Origin of the sequence: Parasulfitobacter algicola, assembly GCF_013315265.1 — a bacterium.
Classification (GTDB): Bacteria; Pseudomonadota; Alphaproteobacteria; order Rhodobacterales; family Rhodobacteraceae; genus Parasulfitobacter; species Parasulfitobacter algicola.
The window spans coordinates 1-18558 of record NZ_JABUFE010000003.1 but is presented as its reverse complement, the minus strand read 5'-3'; the positions used below and the strand labels follow the sequence as shown (position 1 = coordinate 18558).

The 18558-nt window shown below is 53.2% G+C and carries 20 protein-coding genes and 1 pseudogene; 9 read left to right on the top strand and 12 right to left on the bottom strand.

The annotated features are described in order from the left end of the window. The first annotated feature begins 49 nt into the window (after positions 1-49). From HRQ87_RS06130 to HRQ87_RS06115, 4 genes are read left to right on the top strand one after another with little or no spacing between them, the layout of a single operon-like run. The gene (locus HRQ87_RS06130; protein WP_174136370.1) at positions 50-1639 is read left to right on the top strand and encodes a peptide ABC transporter substrate-binding protein; all 1590 of its coding nucleotides are present in this window, start codon (positions 50-52) and stop codon (positions 1637-1639) included. A 57-nt stretch (positions 1640-1696) separates the two neighbouring features. Then, positions 1697-2620 carry an oligopeptide ABC transporter permease OppB gene (oppB, locus tag HRQ87_RS06125; protein ID WP_174136368.1) on the top strand — a complete coding sequence of 308 codons (924 nt, stop codon included), beginning with the start codon at positions 1697-1699 and terminating at the stop codon, positions 2618-2620. 4 nt (positions 2621-2624) lie between these two features. Further along, positions 2625-3761, top strand: a complete 1137-nt coding sequence (locus HRQ87_RS06120) for an ABC transporter permease (RefSeq protein ID WP_174136366.1) — start codon at positions 2625-2627, stop codon at positions 3759-3761. Between the two features lies 1 nt (position 3762). Then, entirely contained in the window at positions 3763-5391 is a 1629-nt protein-coding gene (locus tag HRQ87_RS06115) for an ABC transporter ATP-binding protein (RefSeq protein ID WP_343035153.1), read from the top strand. 46 nt (positions 5392-5437) lie between these two features. On the opposite strand, the gene HRQ87_RS06110 is transcribed toward HRQ87_RS06115, so the two are convergent. Together HRQ87_RS06110 and HRQ87_RS06105 are read right to left on the bottom strand one after the other, a co-directional pair. Then, positions 5438-5902, bottom strand: coding sequence for a GNAT family N-acetyltransferase (locus HRQ87_RS06110; protein ID WP_174136362.1), 465 nt, complete (start codon positions 5900-5902; stop codon positions 5438-5440). A 25-nt stretch (positions 5903-5927) separates the two neighbouring features. Beyond that, entirely contained in the window at positions 5928-6185 is a 258-nt protein-coding gene (locus HRQ87_RS06105) for a YjhX family toxin (protein WP_174136360.1), read from the bottom strand. Between the two features lie 300 nt (positions 6186-6485). On the opposite strand from HRQ87_RS06105, the gene HRQ87_RS06100 reads away from it, so the two are divergent. After that, complete coding sequence (locus HRQ87_RS06100) at positions 6486-6917, top strand: hypothetical protein (RefSeq protein ID WP_174136358.1); 432 nt, start codon at positions 6486-6488, stop codon at positions 6915-6917. Between the two features lie 6 nt (positions 6918-6923). Here HRQ87_RS06100 and HRQ87_RS06095 read toward each other — a convergent pair whose 3' ends face one another. Continuing rightward, positions 6924-7799 (bottom strand): hypothetical protein, encoded by an 876-nt coding sequence (locus HRQ87_RS06095; protein WP_174136357.1) that lies wholly within the window; start codon positions 7797-7799, stop codon positions 6924-6926. Between the two features lie 239 nt (positions 7800-8038). On the opposite strand from HRQ87_RS06095, the gene HRQ87_RS06090 reads away from it, so the two are divergent. Beyond that, entirely contained in the window at positions 8039-8386 is a 348-nt protein-coding gene (locus HRQ87_RS06090; RefSeq protein ID WP_174136355.1) for a hypothetical protein, read from the top strand. A gap of 51 nt (positions 8387-8437) precedes the next feature. Here HRQ87_RS06090 and HRQ87_RS06085 read toward each other — a convergent pair whose 3' ends face one another. From HRQ87_RS06085 to alr, 6 genes are all read right to left on the bottom strand, one after another. Beyond that, complete coding sequence (locus HRQ87_RS06085; protein WP_174136353.1) at positions 8438-9106, bottom strand: CvpA family protein; 669 nt, start codon at positions 9104-9106, stop codon at positions 8438-8440. A 24-nt stretch (positions 9107-9130) separates the two neighbouring features. Next, a complete protein-coding gene (gene radA, locus HRQ87_RS06080) occupies positions 9131-10495 on the bottom strand; it encodes a DNA repair protein RadA (RefSeq protein ID WP_174136351.1) in 1365 nt (454 codons plus the stop codon). Beyond that, a complete protein-coding gene (locus HRQ87_RS06075) occupies positions 10496-10984 on the bottom strand; it encodes a paraquat-inducible protein A (RefSeq protein ID WP_174136349.1) in 489 nt (162 codons plus the stop codon). A gap of 123 nt (positions 10985-11107) precedes the next feature. Further along, entirely contained in the window at positions 11108-11854 is a 747-nt protein-coding gene (locus HRQ87_RS06070; protein WP_174136347.1) for an ABC transporter ATP-binding protein, read from the bottom strand. Next, the gene (locus HRQ87_RS06065; RefSeq protein WP_174136345.1) at positions 11851-12636 is read right to left on the bottom strand and encodes an MlaE family ABC transporter permease; all 786 of its coding nucleotides are present in this window, start codon (positions 12634-12636) and stop codon (positions 11851-11853) included. Before HRQ87_RS06065 ends, HRQ87_RS06070 begins: the two co-directional genes overlap by 4 nt. Further along, entirely contained in the window at positions 12633-13673 is a 1041-nt protein-coding gene (gene alr, locus HRQ87_RS06060) for an alanine racemase (protein WP_174136343.1), read from the bottom strand. The genes HRQ87_RS06065 and alr overlap by 4 nt, the downstream gene beginning before the upstream one ends. A gap of 165 nt (positions 13674-13838) precedes the next feature. Here alr and HRQ87_RS06055 point away from each other — a divergent pair, with 165 nt between their 5' ends. Together HRQ87_RS06055 and HRQ87_RS06050 are read left to right on the top strand one after the other, a co-directional pair. Beyond that, complete coding sequence (locus tag HRQ87_RS06055; RefSeq protein ID WP_174136341.1) at positions 13839-14564, top strand: sterol desaturase family protein; 726 nt, start codon at positions 13839-13841, stop codon at positions 14562-14564. Between the two features lie 87 nt (positions 14565-14651). After that, positions 14652-15221 (top strand): hypothetical protein, encoded by a 570-nt coding sequence (locus HRQ87_RS06050; protein WP_174136339.1) that lies wholly within the window; start codon positions 14652-14654, stop codon positions 15219-15221. 103 nt (positions 15222-15324) lie between these two features. Here HRQ87_RS06050 and HRQ87_RS06045 read toward each other — a convergent pair whose 3' ends face one another. From HRQ87_RS06045 to hisD, 3 genes are read right to left on the bottom strand one after another with little or no spacing between them, the layout of a single operon-like run. After that, on the bottom strand, positions 15325-15795 hold the full coding sequence (locus HRQ87_RS06045; RefSeq protein ID WP_174136337.1) for an arsenate reductase/protein-tyrosine-phosphatase family protein: 471 nt from the start codon (positions 15793-15795) through the stop codon (positions 15325-15327). A gap of 3 nt (positions 15796-15798) precedes the next feature. Beyond that, positions 15799-16278 (bottom strand): UPF0262 family protein, encoded by a 480-nt coding sequence (locus tag HRQ87_RS06040; RefSeq protein ID WP_174136335.1) that lies wholly within the window; start codon positions 16276-16278, stop codon positions 15799-15801. 4 nt (positions 16279-16282) lie between these two features. Further along, complete coding sequence (hisD, locus tag HRQ87_RS06035; RefSeq protein WP_174136333.1) at positions 16283-17587, bottom strand: histidinol dehydrogenase; 1305 nt, start codon at positions 17585-17587, stop codon at positions 16283-16285. Between the two features lie 767 nt (positions 17588-18354). Between hisD and HRQ87_RS20060 the strand changes: the two are divergent. Beyond that, a pseudogene (locus tag HRQ87_RS20060) lies at positions 18355-18558 on the top strand (IS110 family transposase); the annotation flags it as partial.

Below are 18558 nucleotides of genomic sequence, written 5' to 3'. Positions count from 1 at the left end.
GACTTGTGCAATCCAAGCAAAAAGAACACCGACAGAGGAGATGTCTTGAATGCTTTTCCAACCCCTTAGAAAAACCCTGCTGGTCACCACGATCATGGTTGCGTGCGCTGGTGCGATATCAGCGCAGACCTATATGCGCGGCAATGACAGCGACCCTGAAACACTGGACCAGCATAAAACCTCAACCGTGGTTGAAGCGAATTTGTTGCGCGATTTGTACGAGGGTCTGGTAATCTACAACACCAAGGCGGAAACCATTCCCGGTGTGGCAAGCGATTGGACAATCTCAGACGATGGTCTGGTTTATACATTCAACATTCGCGAAGATGCCCAATGGTCCAACGGTGACCCGGTCACAGCTGGTGATTTCGTCTTTTCGTTCAACCGCATCATGCAGCCTGCGACAGCTGCGAAATATGCCAATATTCTTTATCCAATCAAAGGATCCGAGGCGATCAACAAAGGCGAAGGCGAAGGGGTCGAACTGGGCGCAAAAGCCATTGATGACAAAACGCTGGAAATCACACTGGAACGCCCGACGCCGTTCTTTATCGAACTGCTGACCCACCAAACCGCCCTGCCTTTGCATCAGGCCAGTGTTGAACAGCATGGCGATGATTTTGTACGCCCCGGTAACATGATCTCAAACGGTGCTTACACATTGGTTTCTTTCCGGCCAAACGATATGATCGTTATGCAGAAAAATGAAAACTTCCATGACGCAGAAAATGTCGCGATCGAAACGATCAATTACATCCCGTTTGAGGATCGCGCCAACTGCGCCCGTCGTTTTGAAGCGGGCGAAGTGCACAGCTGTTCCGACATTGCCGCCGAACAAATCGACGACCTTAAATCGCGCCTTGGCGATGCGGTGCGTGTGGCCCCGTATCTTGGCGTGTATTACTATGGCATCAACACAGCACGTGAACCGTTTGATGACGTGCGCATCCGACAAGCGATGAGCATGTCCATCGATCGCGAATTCCTGGCCGAATCAATATGGGCGGGCGCCATGATTCCTGCGACAGGCTGGGTCCCACCGGGCATCGGCAACTATGTCGACCCACAGCCGTCGATGGAATATGCGGATCTGCCTATGCTGGACCGCGAAGATCGCGCGCTTGAACTGATGATTGAGGCCGGATATGGCCCTGATAACCCGCTTGAGGTTGAAATCTCCTATAACACCTCGGAAAATCACGAAAATACGGCCAATGCGATTGCCGATATGTGGTCAGCGATTGGTATCAACGTGACCTATCAGCAGCGCGATGCATCCGCCCACTATGCTATGCTGCGCGATGAAAAGATCCACGATGTGGCGCGGGCTGGTTGGATCGGCGATTACTCTGATCCGCAGAACTTCTTGTTTTTGAACCGCGCGGACAATCCCGGCTTTAACTACGGCAACTATAACAATCCGGAACATGACGCACTGCTGGACAAGGCCGCGAATACGGTTGATCTGGAAGAACGCGCGCAAATTCTGGCCGAGGCCGAAACCATGCTTCTGCGCGATATGCCACAAATGCCGCTTCTTTATTATTCCTCGCTATCGCTTGTGTCCGACAAGCTTCAGGGATGGGAAGACAATATCCAGAATGTTCACCCAACACGCTTCATGAGCATCACTGAATAACCCCTATAACCCGGTCCGGGCAGCCCTTGCCCGGACCATTTTTTCGGACAAAACCCCATGATACGCTATATTCTTCGCCGCCTATTGGGCGCGATACCGACGTTATTTCTGGTCGTGACCGTTGCGTTCTTTCTGATCCGCATCGCACCGGGTGGCCCGTTTGACGCGGAACGCGCGCTGGAACCTACCGTTCTGGCTAACCTGAACGCTTACTTCCATCTGGATAAGCCGCTTTACGAACAGTATTTCCGATATCTGGGTAATCTGTTGCAAGGCGACATGGGCCCCAGTTTTTTCCGCCGTGACTTTTCGGTTCATGAACTTCTGGCTGACGGTTTGCCGGTGTCGATGCTTCTGGGCAGTTTGGCGCTGTTGATGGCCGTGGTCTTTGGCAGCATTCTAGGATGCATCGCAGCCCTGCGCCAGAACAGTTGGATTGATTATACCGTGATTGCCATCGCAACCTTTGGCATCACAGTTCCGAATTTTGTCGTAGCCCCCATCCTTGCGCTGATCTTCGGTGTGGCCTTGAACCTTTTGCCAACAGGGGGGTGGGGCGGCGGGCATCCCGCAAACCTTGTGATGCCAGTCATCGCCCTGGGCCTGCCACAAGTGGCCGTGATCGCCCGGCTAATTCGCGGCGCCATGATCGAGGCCCTTAGATCAGACCACGTTCGCACAGCCCGCGCATATGGTCTGCCCACACGCATGATTGTCGTGACCCATTCACTGCGTGCCGCCTGCCTGCCTGCTGTGTCCTATCTGGGACCTGCCGCTGCGGGCCTTTTGACCGGCTCAATCGTCATCGAACAAGTGTTTGGGCTGCCCGGTATTGGCCGTGAATTCGTGAACGCCGCCCTTAGCCGTGACTATACGCTGGTGATGGGTACCGTGATTGTCATCGCCGTCTTCGTTCTGATCTTCAATCTGATCGTCGATATCCTTTACGCGGCCCTTGATCCGCGTGTTCGCTATGAGTGACCCAATGTCAGACACACAAACAGACATCCAGATAGACGAACTTGACCTTGGCACCAGCCGATCACTTTGGGCGACCGCTTGGCTGCGTCTGCGAAAGAACAAAGCCGCAATGGCATCATTGGCCATCCTGATCATCTATATCCTGATCGGTACGTTCGGCCCAATGCTGACCACGCATGACTATGACAACAGCTATCGCGACTTTACCCGCGAACCGGCCAGTCTGCAGCTTTATCCCCCCACCGAAGATATCCTGCCATCGGCTGAACGCGTGATCACCCGCGCGCGTCTGCAGCCACAGAGCGTCGAATTGGACGGCGATATCCTGACTGTCACCGCAACGTCATCCCGCGAAATCGACGAACGCGTGACGCGCTATATGGACCGGTCGGATCTGTTTGCAAACACACGCGTGATCGAGATATCGCCAGACAATTTGACCGTCACAATGCAATCGGATGTGCAGCGATACCGCTTTATCTTTGGAACCGACAGCAATGGGCGTGATCAGCTGGCACGTATTGTAATTGCTATTCGAATATCCTTGCTAATTGGGGCGGCCGCCACGGCCGTAGCACTTTTGATCGGTGTGCTTTACGGGGCCATTGCTGGCTTTATCGGCGGCATGGTCGATAGTGTGATGATGCGCGTGGTTGATATCCTGTATTCCCTGCCGTTTATCTTTTTCGTCATTCTGCTGGTCGTCTTTTTCGGTAATAACATATTCCTGATGTTCATTGCTGTGGGCGCCATTGAATGGCTGGATATGGCCAGGATCGTGCGCGGCCAGACCTTGTCATTGCGCCGCAGGGAATTTGTCAGCGCGGCCGAAGCGTTGGGCGTCAAACCCGTCTCAATCGTCAAACGCCACATTATCCCCAATACACTTGGTCCTGTGATCGTCTACACGACACTGATGGTGCCCAAGGTGATCTTGCTGGAATCGTTCCTGTCGTTTCTGGGACTTGGCGTGCAGAACCCGCTGACATCGCTTGGTGTGCTGATTTCAAACGGATCACGCGATATTCAGGGCACGCCTTATCTGCTGATTTACCCGTCGCTTGCCCTAACCATTCTGCTGTTTGCCTTGAACTTTCTGGGTGACGGCCTGCGCGATGCACTTGACCCAAAGGACCGTTGACGTGACCGATCCGATTTTAGACATCAAAGACATCCATGTCAGTTTTGACACCCCCGATGGGCCGGTCGATGCAGTGCGCGGTGTGAACATGAAAGTGATACCTGGCGAAACAGTCGCCATCGTTGGCGAAAGCGGCTCGGGCAAAAGCCAGGCGATGATGGCCACCATGGGACTTCTGGCTGATAATGGTACTGTACGCGGATCCGCCATTTATCGCGGCACACAGCTGATCGGAATGTCAAAATCCGATTTGAACAAAATTCGCGGTGCCAAGATTACGATGATCTTTCAGGAACCCATGACATCACTTGATCCGTTGTATTCGATCGAATTTCAGATCTGCGAACCCTTGCGCGTGCATGGTGGGCTATCCAAACAAGCCGCCCGCGACCGTGCGCTGGAACTTCTGGAACTGGTTCAGATCCCGAATGCGAAAGATCGGCTGAAGGCTTATCCGCACGAACTGTCCGGCGGACAGCGCCAACGTGTGATGATCGCAATGGCACTGGCTAATAACCCCGACCTGTTGATCGCCGATGAACCAACAACGGCCCTGGATGTGACCATTCAAGCCGAAATTCTGGCGCTTTTGGCGGACCTACAAAAGCGTCTGGGCATGTCGATCCTGTTTATCACCCATGATCTTGGGATTGTGGACGCCTTTGCCGACCGCGTTTACGTTATGCGCGCCGGCCAGGTGGTTGAAGAAGGGCCAGCCGAACAGATTTTCAATGCCCCCCGCGAGGACTATACAAAACTGCTGTTAGGCGCAGAGCCCGACGGTACGAAAGATCCCGTTCCTGAAACAGCCCCGATGGTTCTAAGTGCCAACGATATGGTTGTGACCTTTTCCAGTGGCGGCGGGTTTCTGGGGGGCAAACTGCGCGAAGTGAAAGCAGTTAAAGATGTCAGTCTGTCGCTGCAAAAGGGACAAACCCTTGGTATCGTTGGGGAATCGGGTTCTGGAAAATCCACCCTGGGCCGCGCAATCCTGCAGCTTTTACCATCCGATGGCCGTGTGGTGTTTGCAGATAATGTCATCAGCGGGCTAAGCCGCCACCAGATGCAAGCCTATCGCCGTGATCTGCAGATGGTGTTCCAGGATCCCTACGGATCGCTCAGCCCCCGCATGACCGTGGGCGAAATCGTCACCGAAGGTTTGCTGGTGCATGAACCGGGCATCAGCGCCAAAGACCGTGATCGCCGCGCGACCGAGGCCCTGCGCGCCGTCGATCTGGACCCTGCCGTGCGCCGCCGCTTTCCACATGAATTTTCTGGCGGCCAACGCCAGCGCATCGCCATCGCGCGCGCAGTAATCCTGCGGCCTACTGTGATGGTGCTGGATGAACCGACCTCAGCCCTTGATCGGTCTGTGCAAAAACAGATCATCACCCTTTTACGCGATATTCAGACCGAACTTGAGCTGTCTTATATCTTTATCAGTCATGATCTGTCTGTCGTTCGCGCCCTGTCTGACACCGTTATGGTCATGAAGAATGGCGAAGTCGTCGAACATGGTAGCACTGCAAATATCTTTAATGCCCCCACCAGCGATTACACACGCCACCTGATGCGCGCTGCCTTTGATTTGAAATCAGTGCTGAAAGAACATGCAAACACAATAGCCTAAAAGCGCGCCTTGCCCACGACGTTCGGGCAAGGCGCATTCGTATGGTTTAGTCTGTCAACGATTTCCAGAAGACAACTTTATCATCACCAGCGGCCCAAAAATCGCGAATGCGCGCTTCTTCGGCATAACCGCTCTTTTGATAAAACGCGCGTGTCTGCGCAAACTCATCGGTTCCAGATGTGTCTGCGATCAGAATGCGCGCGCGGCGGCCCCGCAATACGTCTTCAAGATGCTGAACAACAGCACCCCCGAAACCGCGCCCTTGGCACGACGGTAAAACAGCAATCGCAAGCATGTTCCATGTGCCATCAGCCAGATCTTCCGGAACAGCATAACAAAAGCCCACTGGCTGACCTGCGTCTTCACACGTCAGCCAAATATTGGGGCTGTCCGCAACCGTCAAAAAACCGGCAAGCATATCGGGCAGCATATCACTGGGAAACAGTTCCGTACCATCCAAAACCTGTTGCAAGGCTGGAATATCATTCGATGTGGTTAATCTAATTATCATTGCTTTTCTTTCTTTGATTTCATTTTCAGCGATTGTCGGCCTGTGATCGAACACAAACGATCCCCAGCCGTGTCACACGGTAAGGTTTGCTGTTTTCAGACCTGACAAAACGCCGTTTTCGCAAACGTTGGAATATGTTCATCGTGCAGTCGGTCAGCACATGACCGTCGCGAGTGAAGCATATAATTTTGCGTATTTTACCGTTCTTGGCGCGTTCATAATGGATTGCACCACCTTGCGCCAAAACATGCAAAACACGCTGCTCATGTTTTGAGATGTTCATTGAATGTCTCGATTTTATACGAACAAGACGAAAGGCCGTTCAGCCAATTGCGTGAACGGTCTTTGGTTTCAGGTGTTCCAGTTTTCAGGAACTAGCGGTTGCCCGCAATCGTAAACATAAAATCTCCGTCGTCTGGGGGTTTGGATCCAGACTTTTCACCATTAGCTTCACAGCCCCGCACACACAAGTCACGGATGTACGATGGGTTAAAATGAGTAATGAATTTGCACAAACCCTGCACAAATGCTGGCGGGTCTCTGCAAACCCTAGGGGCAGTCTTTCTGCAAAAGGGGACAGATCATGACGACCTATTTCAAACAAATGCGCACGTTTACCATTAGTCTGGCTATGGGCCTGATCGGGCTGTGTTTCGGATTAATCATGTATGTGCTGCATGAAGTTTGGTCAGCATTTTATCTGCCTGAGACATCGCGCTTTCTACTGGCTGCGTTCGTCGGTGGCTGCACAGGTGGGCTGGCCTCGGCATGGGCTTTTGGGCGCAATAGTCGTCATGCCCTGTTGATATCTGCTATGGGTGCCGTTCTGGCAACCATCATTGGGGCCGCCGTCGGAGGCAGTTTATTCGCGCCTGGATATGGCACTTTGATGGGTATGATTGCCGTTGCGGACGCGTTGTTCAGTTATCCGCTGACCCTTTTGCTATGGGCGGGGATGATGCTGGTGTTGCACTTCGCACTCAGCAAATGGCCCAGCCACTTGGTTGCTTCATAACAAAAATCAGCCAACATACCCCTGATACAGGCGGCGTTTCATGTCAGATCCGGTGTTGTTATAGACCCGAACACTCATCCGCTTGAACCAAGCCGCACTGACAAACGACATCGTCGCCCATAACAGCGCAACCTCACCCATCAGCACCCAAGTCCGCGGAACAGACGTAAAGCCCAAGGCTGGCAGCACATAGGTCTGAAAGAAAAAACCAGCCGTTGCAATTAGGACCGTAAAGACAAATGACATGATCAAAAGTGCCGAAAATCCACGCGAAAAGGTTCGTATCCCTTCAAGATATCCAGCCCGCTTGATACCTGACACACCTGTCAGTCCGAAAAACAACGCCGTAATCAGAAAAAGCCCCTGTACCGGACCTGATATCAGATACGCCACCAGCGTTTGCGGCACGACCGTTATCTGCTGCTGCAATTCATTAATCGCCAAAATCTCGGTATCAACGCTCAGTACAACAGCAACCACAGCGCCCAGAATGATCAACATCAAACCCGATGTCGCCATCCAAGACCGTGCCGGAACGATATAATTCGACATCATGGAATAGCCGCCGATATCCACAATCCGACCAGCAAGCCTGTGCAGTTGGAACACCAGCAAAAGCGTTAAAAACCCAAGGATCAACGCTGTTATCGCCGTTTGGATAACACTTGCAGTCACAACCGGGGCTTCGTTGCCCACAACAGATGCAACCGGTCCTGCCGCCATATCAGCCATTGCAAGGCTGGTACTTTCCGGCAGTTGCAGCACAGGGGCGAAATATATCGCCGCCAACAAAAGCAGTACGTAAGGTACCGCATAAAAAAGAATAAGGAACGCGCCAAAAGGTGCCGCGAGACAATTCAGGATAAGTCTTCCGATGGTCATTTCTTTTCATAGCCCATTTTTACACAACGACCTGCACCCCCCACATGCATAGGCATAAGTCGTCGATGACAGCATAGACCGTTTTCTTTTATGTAATCAAAGTCGCAAGACAGCAGGATCAAAAGCAAACGGCCTTATTAATCTTTATTAATATGCCGTAAGATTGTTGTTTTGCCTAGAGAAAACATATTTTGACTGATAATCCATAAAGAACTGCACATCATAGATATATATTTTCCATGCCCATTCTTCTTCAAACGATCTTTTTTCTGTTGCTGGCCCTTATGCCATTCCGTTGGCCCACACTATTTTTATGGTGCATTGCCGCTTGTTTTCTGGGGCTTGGCTTTTTTCAGGAATATCTGACGCAGACGCCTGATATTTCGCCCGGAGCCATAGGAAAAAGCACAGTCTTATCGTGGTACGCCGTAACGGGTTGGAGCTTGTTCGTCGTGACCGTTATTCAGCTGATCCGCTGGTATCCAGGTCCGGGGCAAGCCGCGTTGCCCTATCGCCTCTATCTGAAAAAGGTCGTGCCACCTGCTTTTGGTGTGGCGATGGTCCCAACCCTTTTCATGGTGTTTTAAGACAAAGGCCAATGCGATATGCATCGGCCTTTGGCTTTTCAAGCATCCGGATTATTCAATAATAATAACTGGGTTTTCTTCGGCCGGTTGTTCTGGCGCTGGCTCAGGTGTATTTTGCGGTATAACCTCGGCTGGTACTGGTTCTGGTGTGACAACAGGATCTGATCCGGCACCACAATCACCGACAAGCTGCTGAACTTGCTGTGTAACCCAACCCAATGCCTGTTCCGGATCACGATCTTCAATGCGGCCTGTTACCGATGCAAAAACCTGCGCAGACCGGGATTCATCAATCATTGCAATCTCTTGATTGGGCAAGGCAACATCATAGATAAAAAACGCAATCGCAACAAGAAGTGCACCGCGAAGTGCACCGAACAGAAAACCAAGCCCTTGGTCCAACCCGCCCAATGCTGACCGCTGTATCATGCCGGACAGAAGCGGCGTGAACAGCGAAAAGATCACAAGCGCCACCGCAAAAACTGTCGCGAAAGCGACTGTGATTGCCAATTCGCAGCTATCGCCAATAAAACTACCGACAATCGGGGCTTCCTTGATCAGGGGTTCAACATCCGGCGCAAAGATAAACGCAGCAATGGCCGCACCGATCCACCCCAAGATAGCCATGGTTTCGCGCACAAAACCACGCGAATACGCCAAAATGGCGGATAATATGATCACAACGGCAACGCCGCCGTCCACTAATGTAAAACCTTCCATGCCCCTCGCTCCTTCGCCCCTGCGCTACCGTGCGCCAAATACGTCACTTACAAAACCTGTCAAATCATCAAACTGTCGAACAGCGATGCCGGACAAAGCCACCGGTTTGGCACTGGTAGGCGCTATAGCAGATGTGAAACCAAGTTTTTGCGCCTCTTTCAACCGATTTTCGGTTTGAACCGCGGGTCTTAGGGCCCCTGACAGGCTAATTTCGCCAAAAAGGACACACTCAGCCGGTAAAGTGGCGTCTTCTCGCGCAGACAGCAAAGCAGCCGCAACAGCCAGATCTGCCGCCGGTTCACCAATACGCAACCCACCTGCCACGTTCAGATAAACATCCAAGCCAGTAAAAGGAATGCCGCACCGGGATTCAAGAACCGCCAGTATCATGGCCAACCGTCCACCATCCCAACCAACGACTGTCCGACGTGCTTGCGAATGCGGTGATGGCGCCACAAGGGCCTGAAATTCGCACAATACAGGTCGCGTGCCTTCGATCCCGGCAAAAACCACTGATCCAGGCGCGGGATTGCCCCGTTCTGACAAAAATAAAGCCGATGGATTCTTGACCTCGGCCAGACCTTTGCCTGTCATTTCGAACACACCGATTTCATCGGCAGGCCCAAAGCGGTTCTTGACGGCACGCAGGATACGGAACTGATGGCCCCGTTCGCCTTCGAAATACAAAACCGTATCAACCATATGTTCCACGACACGGGGGCCTGCGATCTGACCGTCCTTGGTGACATGCCCCACCATCACAACCGCGATCCCGCGCTGTTTGGCGAATGTCGTCAGCTCATGGGCTGCGGTGCGCACCTGGCTGACCGATCCCGGTGCGGCCTCAACGTGATCGGCCCACATGGTCTGGATCGAGTCGATGATCGCCAAATCAGGGCGTTCAGCATCCAGTGTGGTCAGGATATCACGCAAATTGGTTTCTGCGGCCAGCTTGACCGGGCTTTCCGTCAGCCCCAGTCGATCCGCGCGCATGCGAACCTGTGCAGCGGCTTCTTCGCCTGAAACATAAATGACCTTCAGTCCATTCCGCGCAAACCGGGCGGCGGCCTGTAACAAAAGCGTTGATTTACCGATGCCTGGATCACCCCCCACAAGTATGGCCGATGCCTGAACAAGACCGCCGCCCAACACGCGGTCCAGTTCATCCACGCCCGCCAAAGTGCGTTCGGGCGGTGTTTCTTTGGTGGATAAATCTGTCAACTCAATCGTACGACCACGTGCCTTGCCCAAAGACTTTGACGACGGTCCCGCCGTCAGCGGCTTTTCTTCAACGATTGAATTCCATTCGCCACAATTTTCACACCGCCCTGACCATTTGGTATAGCTGGCCGCGCAAGCGGTGCAGGTAAAGCTGGGGGATTTCGCCATTTATGTATCTGTGTCCAAAGGGGCCGCTTTTTTATCCATCCGATCCTGCAAGATCGACAGAACAACCGATATCACAATGCAGGATGTGAACAAATAAAGCCCCCATGCGATTTCGATTTTACCAACGCCAACACCTTTGAAAACGACTACATAAAGGGCGACCAGAAAGATATCAGCCATTGCCAGTTTACCCAGATAACTGACAAACGGCAAAGCGCGCCGGTCCAGTAACCGGAACTGGATCAAGCCAAGACCGATGGTTTTCAGATAAGGGGCGAACAGCGCGAACGCCGTGACCATAAGCGCCAGAAACACATCACTGTCCCATAGCGTCTGAAGCCCCGATATCACGCTGATTTCAGACAATCCAAACAACGGCAAAAGACCCGCACGCATCAATGGTGCGAACCAGGCGACGGGGAAAAGGATAAGCAATGACAGGTTCATTATACGCAGGATCCATCCCTGCAGTGTGGTTTGAATATACATATCGGCTCAAGTGGCAGGCGGTCTGAACTGTGTCAAGATTTTCCATCCGATTAACGCAACGCTTATCAAACCCTGGTCGGGTTTTCTTCGCGAGAAGCGCCCGCAAGGGTGCGACAAGCGGCCCTAGCGAACCGCCTCAATCGGACCATCGGCTTTACCATGTATAAATTGCTGGACATAGGGGTCAGCGGTCTGGTCCATCTCGGCCACGGTACCCGTCCATTGGATCACCCCGTCATGCAGCATCGCCACACGGTCAGCAATCGCACGCACCGACGTCATATCATGGGTGATCGTCATCGCCGTAGCACCCATTTCAACCACAATCTCGCGGATCAGGTCGTTGATCACACCCGCCATGATCGGATCAAGGCCCGTTGTGGGTTCATCGAAAAAGATAATTTCGGGGTCTGCAGCAATTGCGCGGGCCAGACCAACACGCTTTTGCATACCGCCAGACAATTCAGCCGGCAACCGATCTGCTACATCAGCTTTCAGGCCAACGCGGCGCAGTTTCTCAATGGCGATCTCACGCGCTTCGGCCTTTGGCCGTTTCAGACTGCCGCGCAGCAGGCGAAAAGCAACGTTCTGCCAAACCGGCAAACTGTCGAAAAGGGCAGCCCCCTGAAACAGCATCCCGAATCTCGCCAGAAACGCATCGCGATCTGCCGTCGTCACATCCTGACCATCCACCATAATCGTGCCTGCATCAGGCGTCACAAGGCCCAGAACACATTTCAGCGCCACAGACTTGCCCGTACCGGACCCGCCGATAATCACCATGCTTTCGCCTTTTGGAATATGCAGCGTTGCACCGCGCAGAACCTGATTGTCACCAAAGGCTTTGTGAATTTTATCCAGTTTGATCATGCGGAAAACAACAATGCTGTCAGGGCGAAGTTGGCGGCCAGTATCAACACGGCCGCCGCTTCGACGGATGATTTGGTGGCACGACCCACACCTTGGGCACCCCGACCGGAATTCATGCCATAATAGCAGCCCATCAAAGCGGCAATCCCACCGAATACGGCCCCTTTTATCAACGATGACACGATATCGGTCGTTTCCAGAAAATCAGCCGTGTTGCGCAAATACGTGGCGGAGTTAAAGCCTAGCGTTTCGGTACTAACCAAAAACCCGCCTGCGATCCCGATGATATCGCCAATGCCCACCAGGATCGGCACTACGATCACAGCAGCCAGGACACGCGGCGCGGTCAGATATTTCATCGGGTTGGTCGACAGTGTCACCAGTGCATCGATCTGTTCTGTCACGCGCATCGTGGCAATTTCTGCAGCCACAGACGACGTGACGCGCGCAGCAATCATCAGACCCACCATGACAGGTCCCAATTCGCGCACCATACCAATGGCAACGATCTGTGGCACGACGGCCTCGGCGTTGAAACGCGCACCACCTGCATAAATTTGCAAGGCCAAGGCGCCCCCTGTAAACAGCGCCGTCATACCCACAACCGGAAGTGAGAAATAGCCAATCGACAAAAGCGCCTGAAAAAATTCACCCACATAAAATGGCGGGCGAAAGAAATGGCTGATGGTTTCGAACAGGAACATAATGAACCGCCCGATGCCTGCCAGCATGCCAAGTGTTTTCCGGCCCACCGTCGCCAAGGGGGAAAGTACCAAGTTCATCCGACATACCGCCTGTTATACCGCGCCCCAAGCGAAGTCAGGATCTCATATCCTATCGTCCCGGCCTGTGTCGCAAGATCATCCACACTTTGATATGGACCTAAAATATCCAAATGCGAAGGGATTTCCCGCAATTCAGTGATATCCACGGTGATCAGGTCCATCGACACCCGCCCCACAATCGGACAGGCCACATCACCAGCATATAAAAACCCTTTGTTGCCCATCGCCCGGATCAACCCATCGGCATAGCCTGCCGCCACAGTGGCGATACGTGCAGGGTCATCGGCAATCCAGGTGTTGCCATATCCCACAGCTTCGCCCGACATCAAATCGCGTATCTGGATGATGGGCAGCGCCAGATGTGCCACGGCAGCCGCGTCCGAAAACGGTGCACCACCATAAAGACCGATACCAGGACGCGTCAGGTCGAAATGATACGCCTTGCCCAACAGACAGCCGCCTGTTGCCGCCAGCGATCTGGTGCATGTGAGATCAGCTGTCATTTCGCGAAACGCCCCCAGCTGAAAGCCATTCATCGGATGGTTGGGATCATCAGCACAGGCAAGATGGCTGATCACCATGGACGGGGCTTGCGACATCGCAACATCACGAACGGCGGCCCATTCAGCAGGCTCCATCCCCAGACGATTCATACCGCTGTCCAGCTGCAGACCAAAAGGATGGCCCGGCAATGCCTCAAAATGGCGGGTCAGCTGATCCATCGAATTCAACATCGGCGTCAGCATCAGATCACCGATCATATCGGTATCACCGCGCATATGGCCGGAAAAAATGCAAATCTCGGGCCCAGGGCCCAGGGCTTGCCGCACGGCGGCCCCTTCTTCGGCCACAGCAACAAAGAAACGCCGCGCACCACTTTGCGCCAAAGCACGCGCCACACGGCCCGCACCCAACCCATAGCCGTCCGCCTTAACCACCGCAGCCGTTTCCGTACCGGTCCCGGTCATCCGGTCCAGCGCGCGCCAGTTTTCAGTCACCGCGCCAAGATCAATGGTCAGTATACCCGTTCCCATTTCAGCGTTTTGACAGCCCCGCCCAGAAGGTCAAGGGTCAACAGACCATTGTTTGGCAACAAGGACCTTACGGGCTGGCCAATATAAACATTCCGCAACGTTATCTTTATGGCAGGTGCTGCTGCTGATACGCTGTTCAAAACACACAGATAGAAAAGAAAACGAATGCAACGTATCGCCCTTATGCTGTCACACAAATCAATCATTGCGATGATGCTCGCATTGGGTGCGGGGCTGATCTTTCTGGGCATGACCGCACCATGGTGGGTGTGGATGCTGGTGCCCCTTGGCGTTGGCATGCAGATGATCAACGAATATGCATTGCACCGCTTTATCTTTCATCTGCCCCCGCCACGCAGGCAATGGGCGTTTGATCTGCTGTATCAGGCCCACTATGGCCACCATGATTTTCCCACAAACAAAGGGTTGTTCTTTGTTCCGATCTGGATCGCGTTGCCTGTGCTGGCGCTGAATCTTAGCTTTGTCTACATCGCCCTTGCGACCGCCGGCCTGCCTTTGCCGCTTCAGATCGCGGTGGCCACTGTTGTTGTCGGTGGTGTGCTGACCTTTCTTGGCTATGAATGGTTTCATATGACAGCCCATCTGACCGTGCCCAAAACACAGATCGAGCGGCACGTGACCACCTTGCACAATCAACATCATTTTCGCGATTTCGGGCGCTGGTTTCACGTGTCACCCGGGGGCGAGATTATTGATCGCGCGTTCGGTACTGCGATCGATCGTGACGCTTTGAAGACGCAACAAAGGATTGAGTTCATCCGAACGCTTGGCCTGTCGCCTGACGATCCGCGCCTTGTGTCTGCGCGCCGAAAATTTGCCGCCAAATATGCGCTTCGTCAGGACGAAATTGACAGATCGGCAACAGTCTAACGCGGTTTGACCTGATACCGATAGAGTTTCTGGAAATATTCAGCCATGATTTAAAGCCTTGTTAAAAGATACCAAAAGGCTTTCCAGATGATTGTTGAGGATTATACATATTACGCATTGTTTTACGCGGTGCCCGTTGGAATTTTTCTGATCTTTCTGCTTTTTGCAAAAATATTGCGGGCACAGTTTGTACGCGTGCTTTGCCTGATCATCGGATCTATCGGCGCTGTGGGGTACTATATGTATTTCGACTTGAATATCGCAGCAGAAACACTGGCGGTTTACAGCACAAATGATTGCAGCGTGGGAACTAAATCCTTTCGTCTACCAATAGGTGAACAGCAACCAATGAAGATCAACAAAGGCCACATGGCCACAAATGATGACACCACCAAACGTTTCTGGGTGATCGTGGAAAATAACAGCCCGCGCACGCTGTACGTGGATGCCATATCCTATACCGCGCCTGAAACCGTGAGCCTGATCTCACCGCCCGGTGAAGAATATGTGGGCTATAGCATCCCACCCGGCGAAACCCATGGCCTACGCATGCCGCATCAGGACACGTATTTTCTAAGCCGTTCACCGGATGAAATTACGTTAAACGAAGCCCAACTTAGAACCGGCGCCTGGAAATACGAAGTTCTGTGCCAATAGATATGCTGTGATTTAGCGGGGCTGCGCATCTGCGCGGCGCCGCTTTTATCTCGTATCCTTTGCACACTCGGGCTGGCGCTATGATGTTACAAATACACAGGCCTTAGATTTGAACATCCGATTGGGTTGGCGCACCCCATTTTTCTGTCATCCGCTGGATAATCTGATCGCGCGCCTGTCGATAGCTGTCCAGCTTGGCCGCGCGGCTGTCACCCAGCCCCGTCGGATCCAGGATCGGCCAGTATTCCACATTCATGTGATAGTACCGCGTCAGCTCAAGCGCGCGACGTTGACTGGCAGGCGACAGAGCCACGATCAAATCGAATGATCCCAGATCGTCGCCCCATTCTTTCATCTCATCAAAAGACCGCGTACGATGGCGTGACAGCTCAACATCCATTTCCTGACAGACCGCGATGGAAAAGCCGTCAATCTCCATCTCTCCCTTCACACCAGCCGATTGGACATAGCTTTGTTGACCATAGAATTTCTTCATCAACCCTTCGGCCATAGGGGACCGTACAGCGTTATGATCACAACAAAACAGGATCGAATGGGGAAGTTCCGTGCTCACGCGTTATGATCCGAAGTGCAATACGCAGATCAATGTGAACAGCCGTCGTGCGGTGTCGATATCAACATCGGCCTTGCCATCCAGCCGTTCCTGCAAAATCCGCGCGCCTTCGTTGTGGATGCCACGACGGGCCATATCGATCGTTTCGATCTGACTGGGCGGCATAGTTTTCACAGCTTCAAAATAGCTTTCGCAGATTTGGAAATAGTCTTTGACAACCTGCTTAAAAGGACCAAGCGACAGATGAAATTCCGCCGCTTTTCCATGCGCTTCGGTCGTCACATCAAAGACCAGCCGCTTTTCCTTGATCGACAGTCCCACGTGATAGGGTCCATCTGCCACAATCCGATCATCCCGCTTGGGCAGCGTGAATGAATTATCCTCAAGCAGATCAAAAATCGCCACTTTGCGTTCCTGATCAATCTCGGGCGTGGGGGGCGGCAGATTGCTGTCGTCCAGTTCGATATGGGCTATGCGTGTCATCGCTTCAGCTTTCGTTTAAATGATCAAGGCGTGCGCGAACGGAAAGCCCGTGCGCCTCAAGACTTTCGGACTGTGCCAGCCGTTCCGCCGCAGGACCAATCGCGCGAAGTGCCGCAGGGGTCATTTTAGCAAGGGTTGTCCGCTTTACAAAATCCATCACGCTCAACCCGCTGGAAAACCGGGCAGAGCGCGCGGTGGGCAATACATGGTTTGGCCCGCCGATATAATCGCCAATGGCTTCAGGCGTCCATTTACCCAGAAAAATCGCGCCTGCATGGGTGATCTTTTCGGACAGGGCATCGGGATCATCGACGCACAGCTCAAGATGTTCCGGCGCCATGCGGTTTGACAGCGCGGCCGCCTGATCCAGGTCGCGCACAGTGATCACTGCGCCATAATCGCGCCAGCTTGGCCCGGCAATCGCGCGGCGTTCCAGCGTTTCAAGACGCTTGTCCACAGCTGTCGCCACGGCGCGTCCGAAATCTGCATCATCCGTGATCAAAACCGATTGCGCACTTTTGTCATGTTCGGCCTGACTTAGCAGATCAACCGCAATCCAATCGGGATCGTTATGGCGATCCGCGATCACCAAAATCTCGGACGGGCCAGCGATCATGTCGATGCCCACCTTACCGAAAACCCGCCGCTTGGCCGCCGCGACGAACGCATTACCGGGACCGGTGATCTTGTCCACCGCTTGAATCGTTTCAGTGCCATAAGCCATCGCAGCGACCGCCTGTGCCCCTCCAATCCGATAGATCGTATCAACACCAGACAGCCGGGCCGCAAATAAAACCAGGGGGTTTATCACACCATCCGGCGTGGGCACGCAGATTGCCAAACGCTTGACCCCGGCCACCTGTGCAGGAATGGCATTCATCAAAACCGATGACGGATAGCTGGCCAAACCGCCCGGCACATAAAGCCCGGCCGCCGACACAGGCGTCCAGCGCCAGCCCAGCGTGGCCCCGATATCATCGATCCAACTGCGATCATCGGGCATCTGCTTTTCATGATAGGCCCGGATGCGCGCCGCGGCCAGTTCCAGCGCCTCACGATCCTTGTCGCTAACTTTGGCACATTCTGCCGCGATCTCATCGGCGGAAAATGCAAGCCTGTCAGCCGTCAGATCCAAGCGATCAAACTTCGCTGTCAATTCAAGAACCGCCCGGTCCCCGCGCGCTCGCACATCCGCAATAATATCAGCCACGATTGCATCCACATCTGGGCTGTCTTCACGTTTGGCATTCAAAAGCGTTTCAAATCGCGCTTCGAACTCTGCATCATCAATATCAAAAAACTGCGGCATGTCTTTTCCTCTTGCCCATGCACATAGCGGGGGCAAGCGTGGGTCTCAAGCGTTACGATGCGCCATCATTATTCCTGCTGAAATGATAACCCATAAACTTTCACTAAAATAATATGTTGACCGGAAGTGATTGGATTTCTAAAAGCAACGCACAGAATGGAGACGATAAAATGTCATCAAGTAGTTGTTCATCATCACCCCGGAGGGTGAAGCGGTAAGGCACCGCAGGCGACTGCTAATCGTTCTGTTCCCATAATCAGGAATGTGGATCGAGACCACCGCCCTCCGCCAAGGATGGGTACCCCGAGCGGCCTCGGGCGTTGTTTTGAAAGCAATTGGACGCGCAAGCGTTGGGGATCGACACCTCGGCTTACCGCCATGGAAGGTAAACGCAAGCGGCCTTGCGTCCTGTTTCGAAAACAGTGAGTCCTGAAAAGGATGGGGTTCGACACCTCTGCCTTCCGCCAATAGCCCCCTAGTGCCGAACGTCAGATGATTTTGACCTTCACGTCAAAGCATTGACCCGCATTTTGAAAAATCGGAAAAGTTGGCCTTCACACAGATCGCGACGAAGGTCTGGAACGAGCCCATAGGAGAGCTCTCAAACTCTCGCTGCGCGCGCCCACGGCATGAAAATCTCTGCTGGTGCTTGGTGATGAGCGCAGTGCGGCCTGTCGAACCCGATGTGGTGGATAGCTCCTGCTCCAACCGGCGTCACAATGCGCCATAGTGCAGTTGTGTATCACTGCTAGGAAAGGAGCTACCAAATGCAAGTTACAACAGTTGGCATCGATCTGGCCAAGCATGTTTTTCAAGTCCACGGGATTACTGCGGATGGCACCGTCGTTTTCAATCAAGCGATCCGGCGCTCCCAGCTTGTCGCCTTCTTTGATGAACTAGAACCATGTTTGGTTGGGATGGAAGCATGCGGGTCCAGCCATCATTGGGCACGGGAACTCTCAAAGCTCGGC

What these genes read in the sequence shown, in the direction of transcription:
- HRQ87_RS06100 (WP_174136358.1), top strand. Translation starts at nt 6,486, where the DNA reads ATGACGACCTATTTCAAACAAATGCGCACGTTTACCATTAGTCTGGCT.
- HRQ87_RS06110 (WP_174136362.1), bottom strand. Translation starts at nt 5,902, where the DNA reads ATGATAATTAGATTAACCACATCGAATGATATTCCAGCCTTGCAACAG.
- HRQ87_RS06065 (WP_174136345.1), bottom strand. Translation starts at nt 12,636, where the DNA reads ATGAACTTGGTACTTTCCCCCTTGGCGACGGTGGGCCGGAAAACACTT.
- HRQ87_RS06070 (WP_174136347.1), bottom strand. Translation starts at nt 11,854, where the DNA reads ATGATCAAACTGGATAAAATTCACAAAGCCTTTGGTGACAATCAGGTT.
- HRQ87_RS06050 (WP_174136339.1), top strand. Translation starts at nt 14,652, where the DNA reads ATGATTGTTGAGGATTATACATATTACGCATTGTTTTACGCGGTGCCC.
- HRQ87_RS06120 (WP_174136366.1), top strand. Translation starts at nt 2,625, where the DNA reads ATGTCAGACACACAAACAGACATCCAGATAGACGAACTTGACCTTGGC.
- HRQ87_RS06105 (WP_174136360.1), bottom strand. Translation starts at nt 6,185, where the DNA reads ATGAACATCTCAAAACATGAGCAGCGTGTTTTGCATGTTTTGGCGCAA.
- HRQ87_RS06085 (WP_174136353.1), bottom strand. Translation starts at nt 9,106, where the DNA reads ATGGAAGGTTTTACATTAGTGGACGGCGGCGTTGCCGTTGTGATCATA.
- hisD (WP_174136333.1), bottom strand. Translation starts at nt 17,587, where the DNA reads ATGCCGCAGTTTTTTGATATTGATGATGCAGAGTTCGAAGCGCGATTT.
- HRQ87_RS06040 (WP_174136335.1), bottom strand. Translation starts at nt 16,278, where the DNA reads ATGACACGCATAGCCCATATCGAACTGGACGACAGCAATCTGCCGCCC.
- radA (WP_174136351.1), bottom strand. Translation starts at nt 10,495, where the DNA reads ATGGCGAAATCCCCCAGCTTTACCTGCACCGCTTGCGCGGCCAGCTAT.
- HRQ87_RS06130 (WP_174136370.1), top strand. Translation starts at nt 50, where the DNA reads ATGCTTTTCCAACCCCTTAGAAAAACCCTGCTGGTCACCACGATCATG.
- HRQ87_RS06055 (WP_174136341.1), top strand. Translation starts at nt 13,839, where the DNA reads ATGCAACGTATCGCCCTTATGCTGTCACACAAATCAATCATTGCGATG.
- HRQ87_RS06095 (WP_174136357.1), bottom strand. Translation starts at nt 7,799, where the DNA reads ATGACCATCGGAAGACTTATCCTGAATTGTCTCGCGGCACCTTTTGGC.
- alr (WP_174136343.1), bottom strand. Translation starts at nt 13,673, where the DNA reads ATGGGAACGGGTATACTGACCATTGATCTTGGCGCGGTGACTGAAAAC.
- HRQ87_RS06090 (WP_174136355.1), top strand. Translation starts at nt 8,039, where the DNA reads ATGCCCATTCTTCTTCAAACGATCTTTTTTCTGTTGCTGGCCCTTATG.
- HRQ87_RS06075 (WP_174136349.1), bottom strand. Translation starts at nt 10,984, where the DNA reads ATGTATATTCAAACCACACTGCAGGGATGGATCCTGCGTATAATGAAC.
- oppB (WP_174136368.1), top strand. Translation starts at nt 1,697, where the DNA reads ATGATACGCTATATTCTTCGCCGCCTATTGGGCGCGATACCGACGTTA.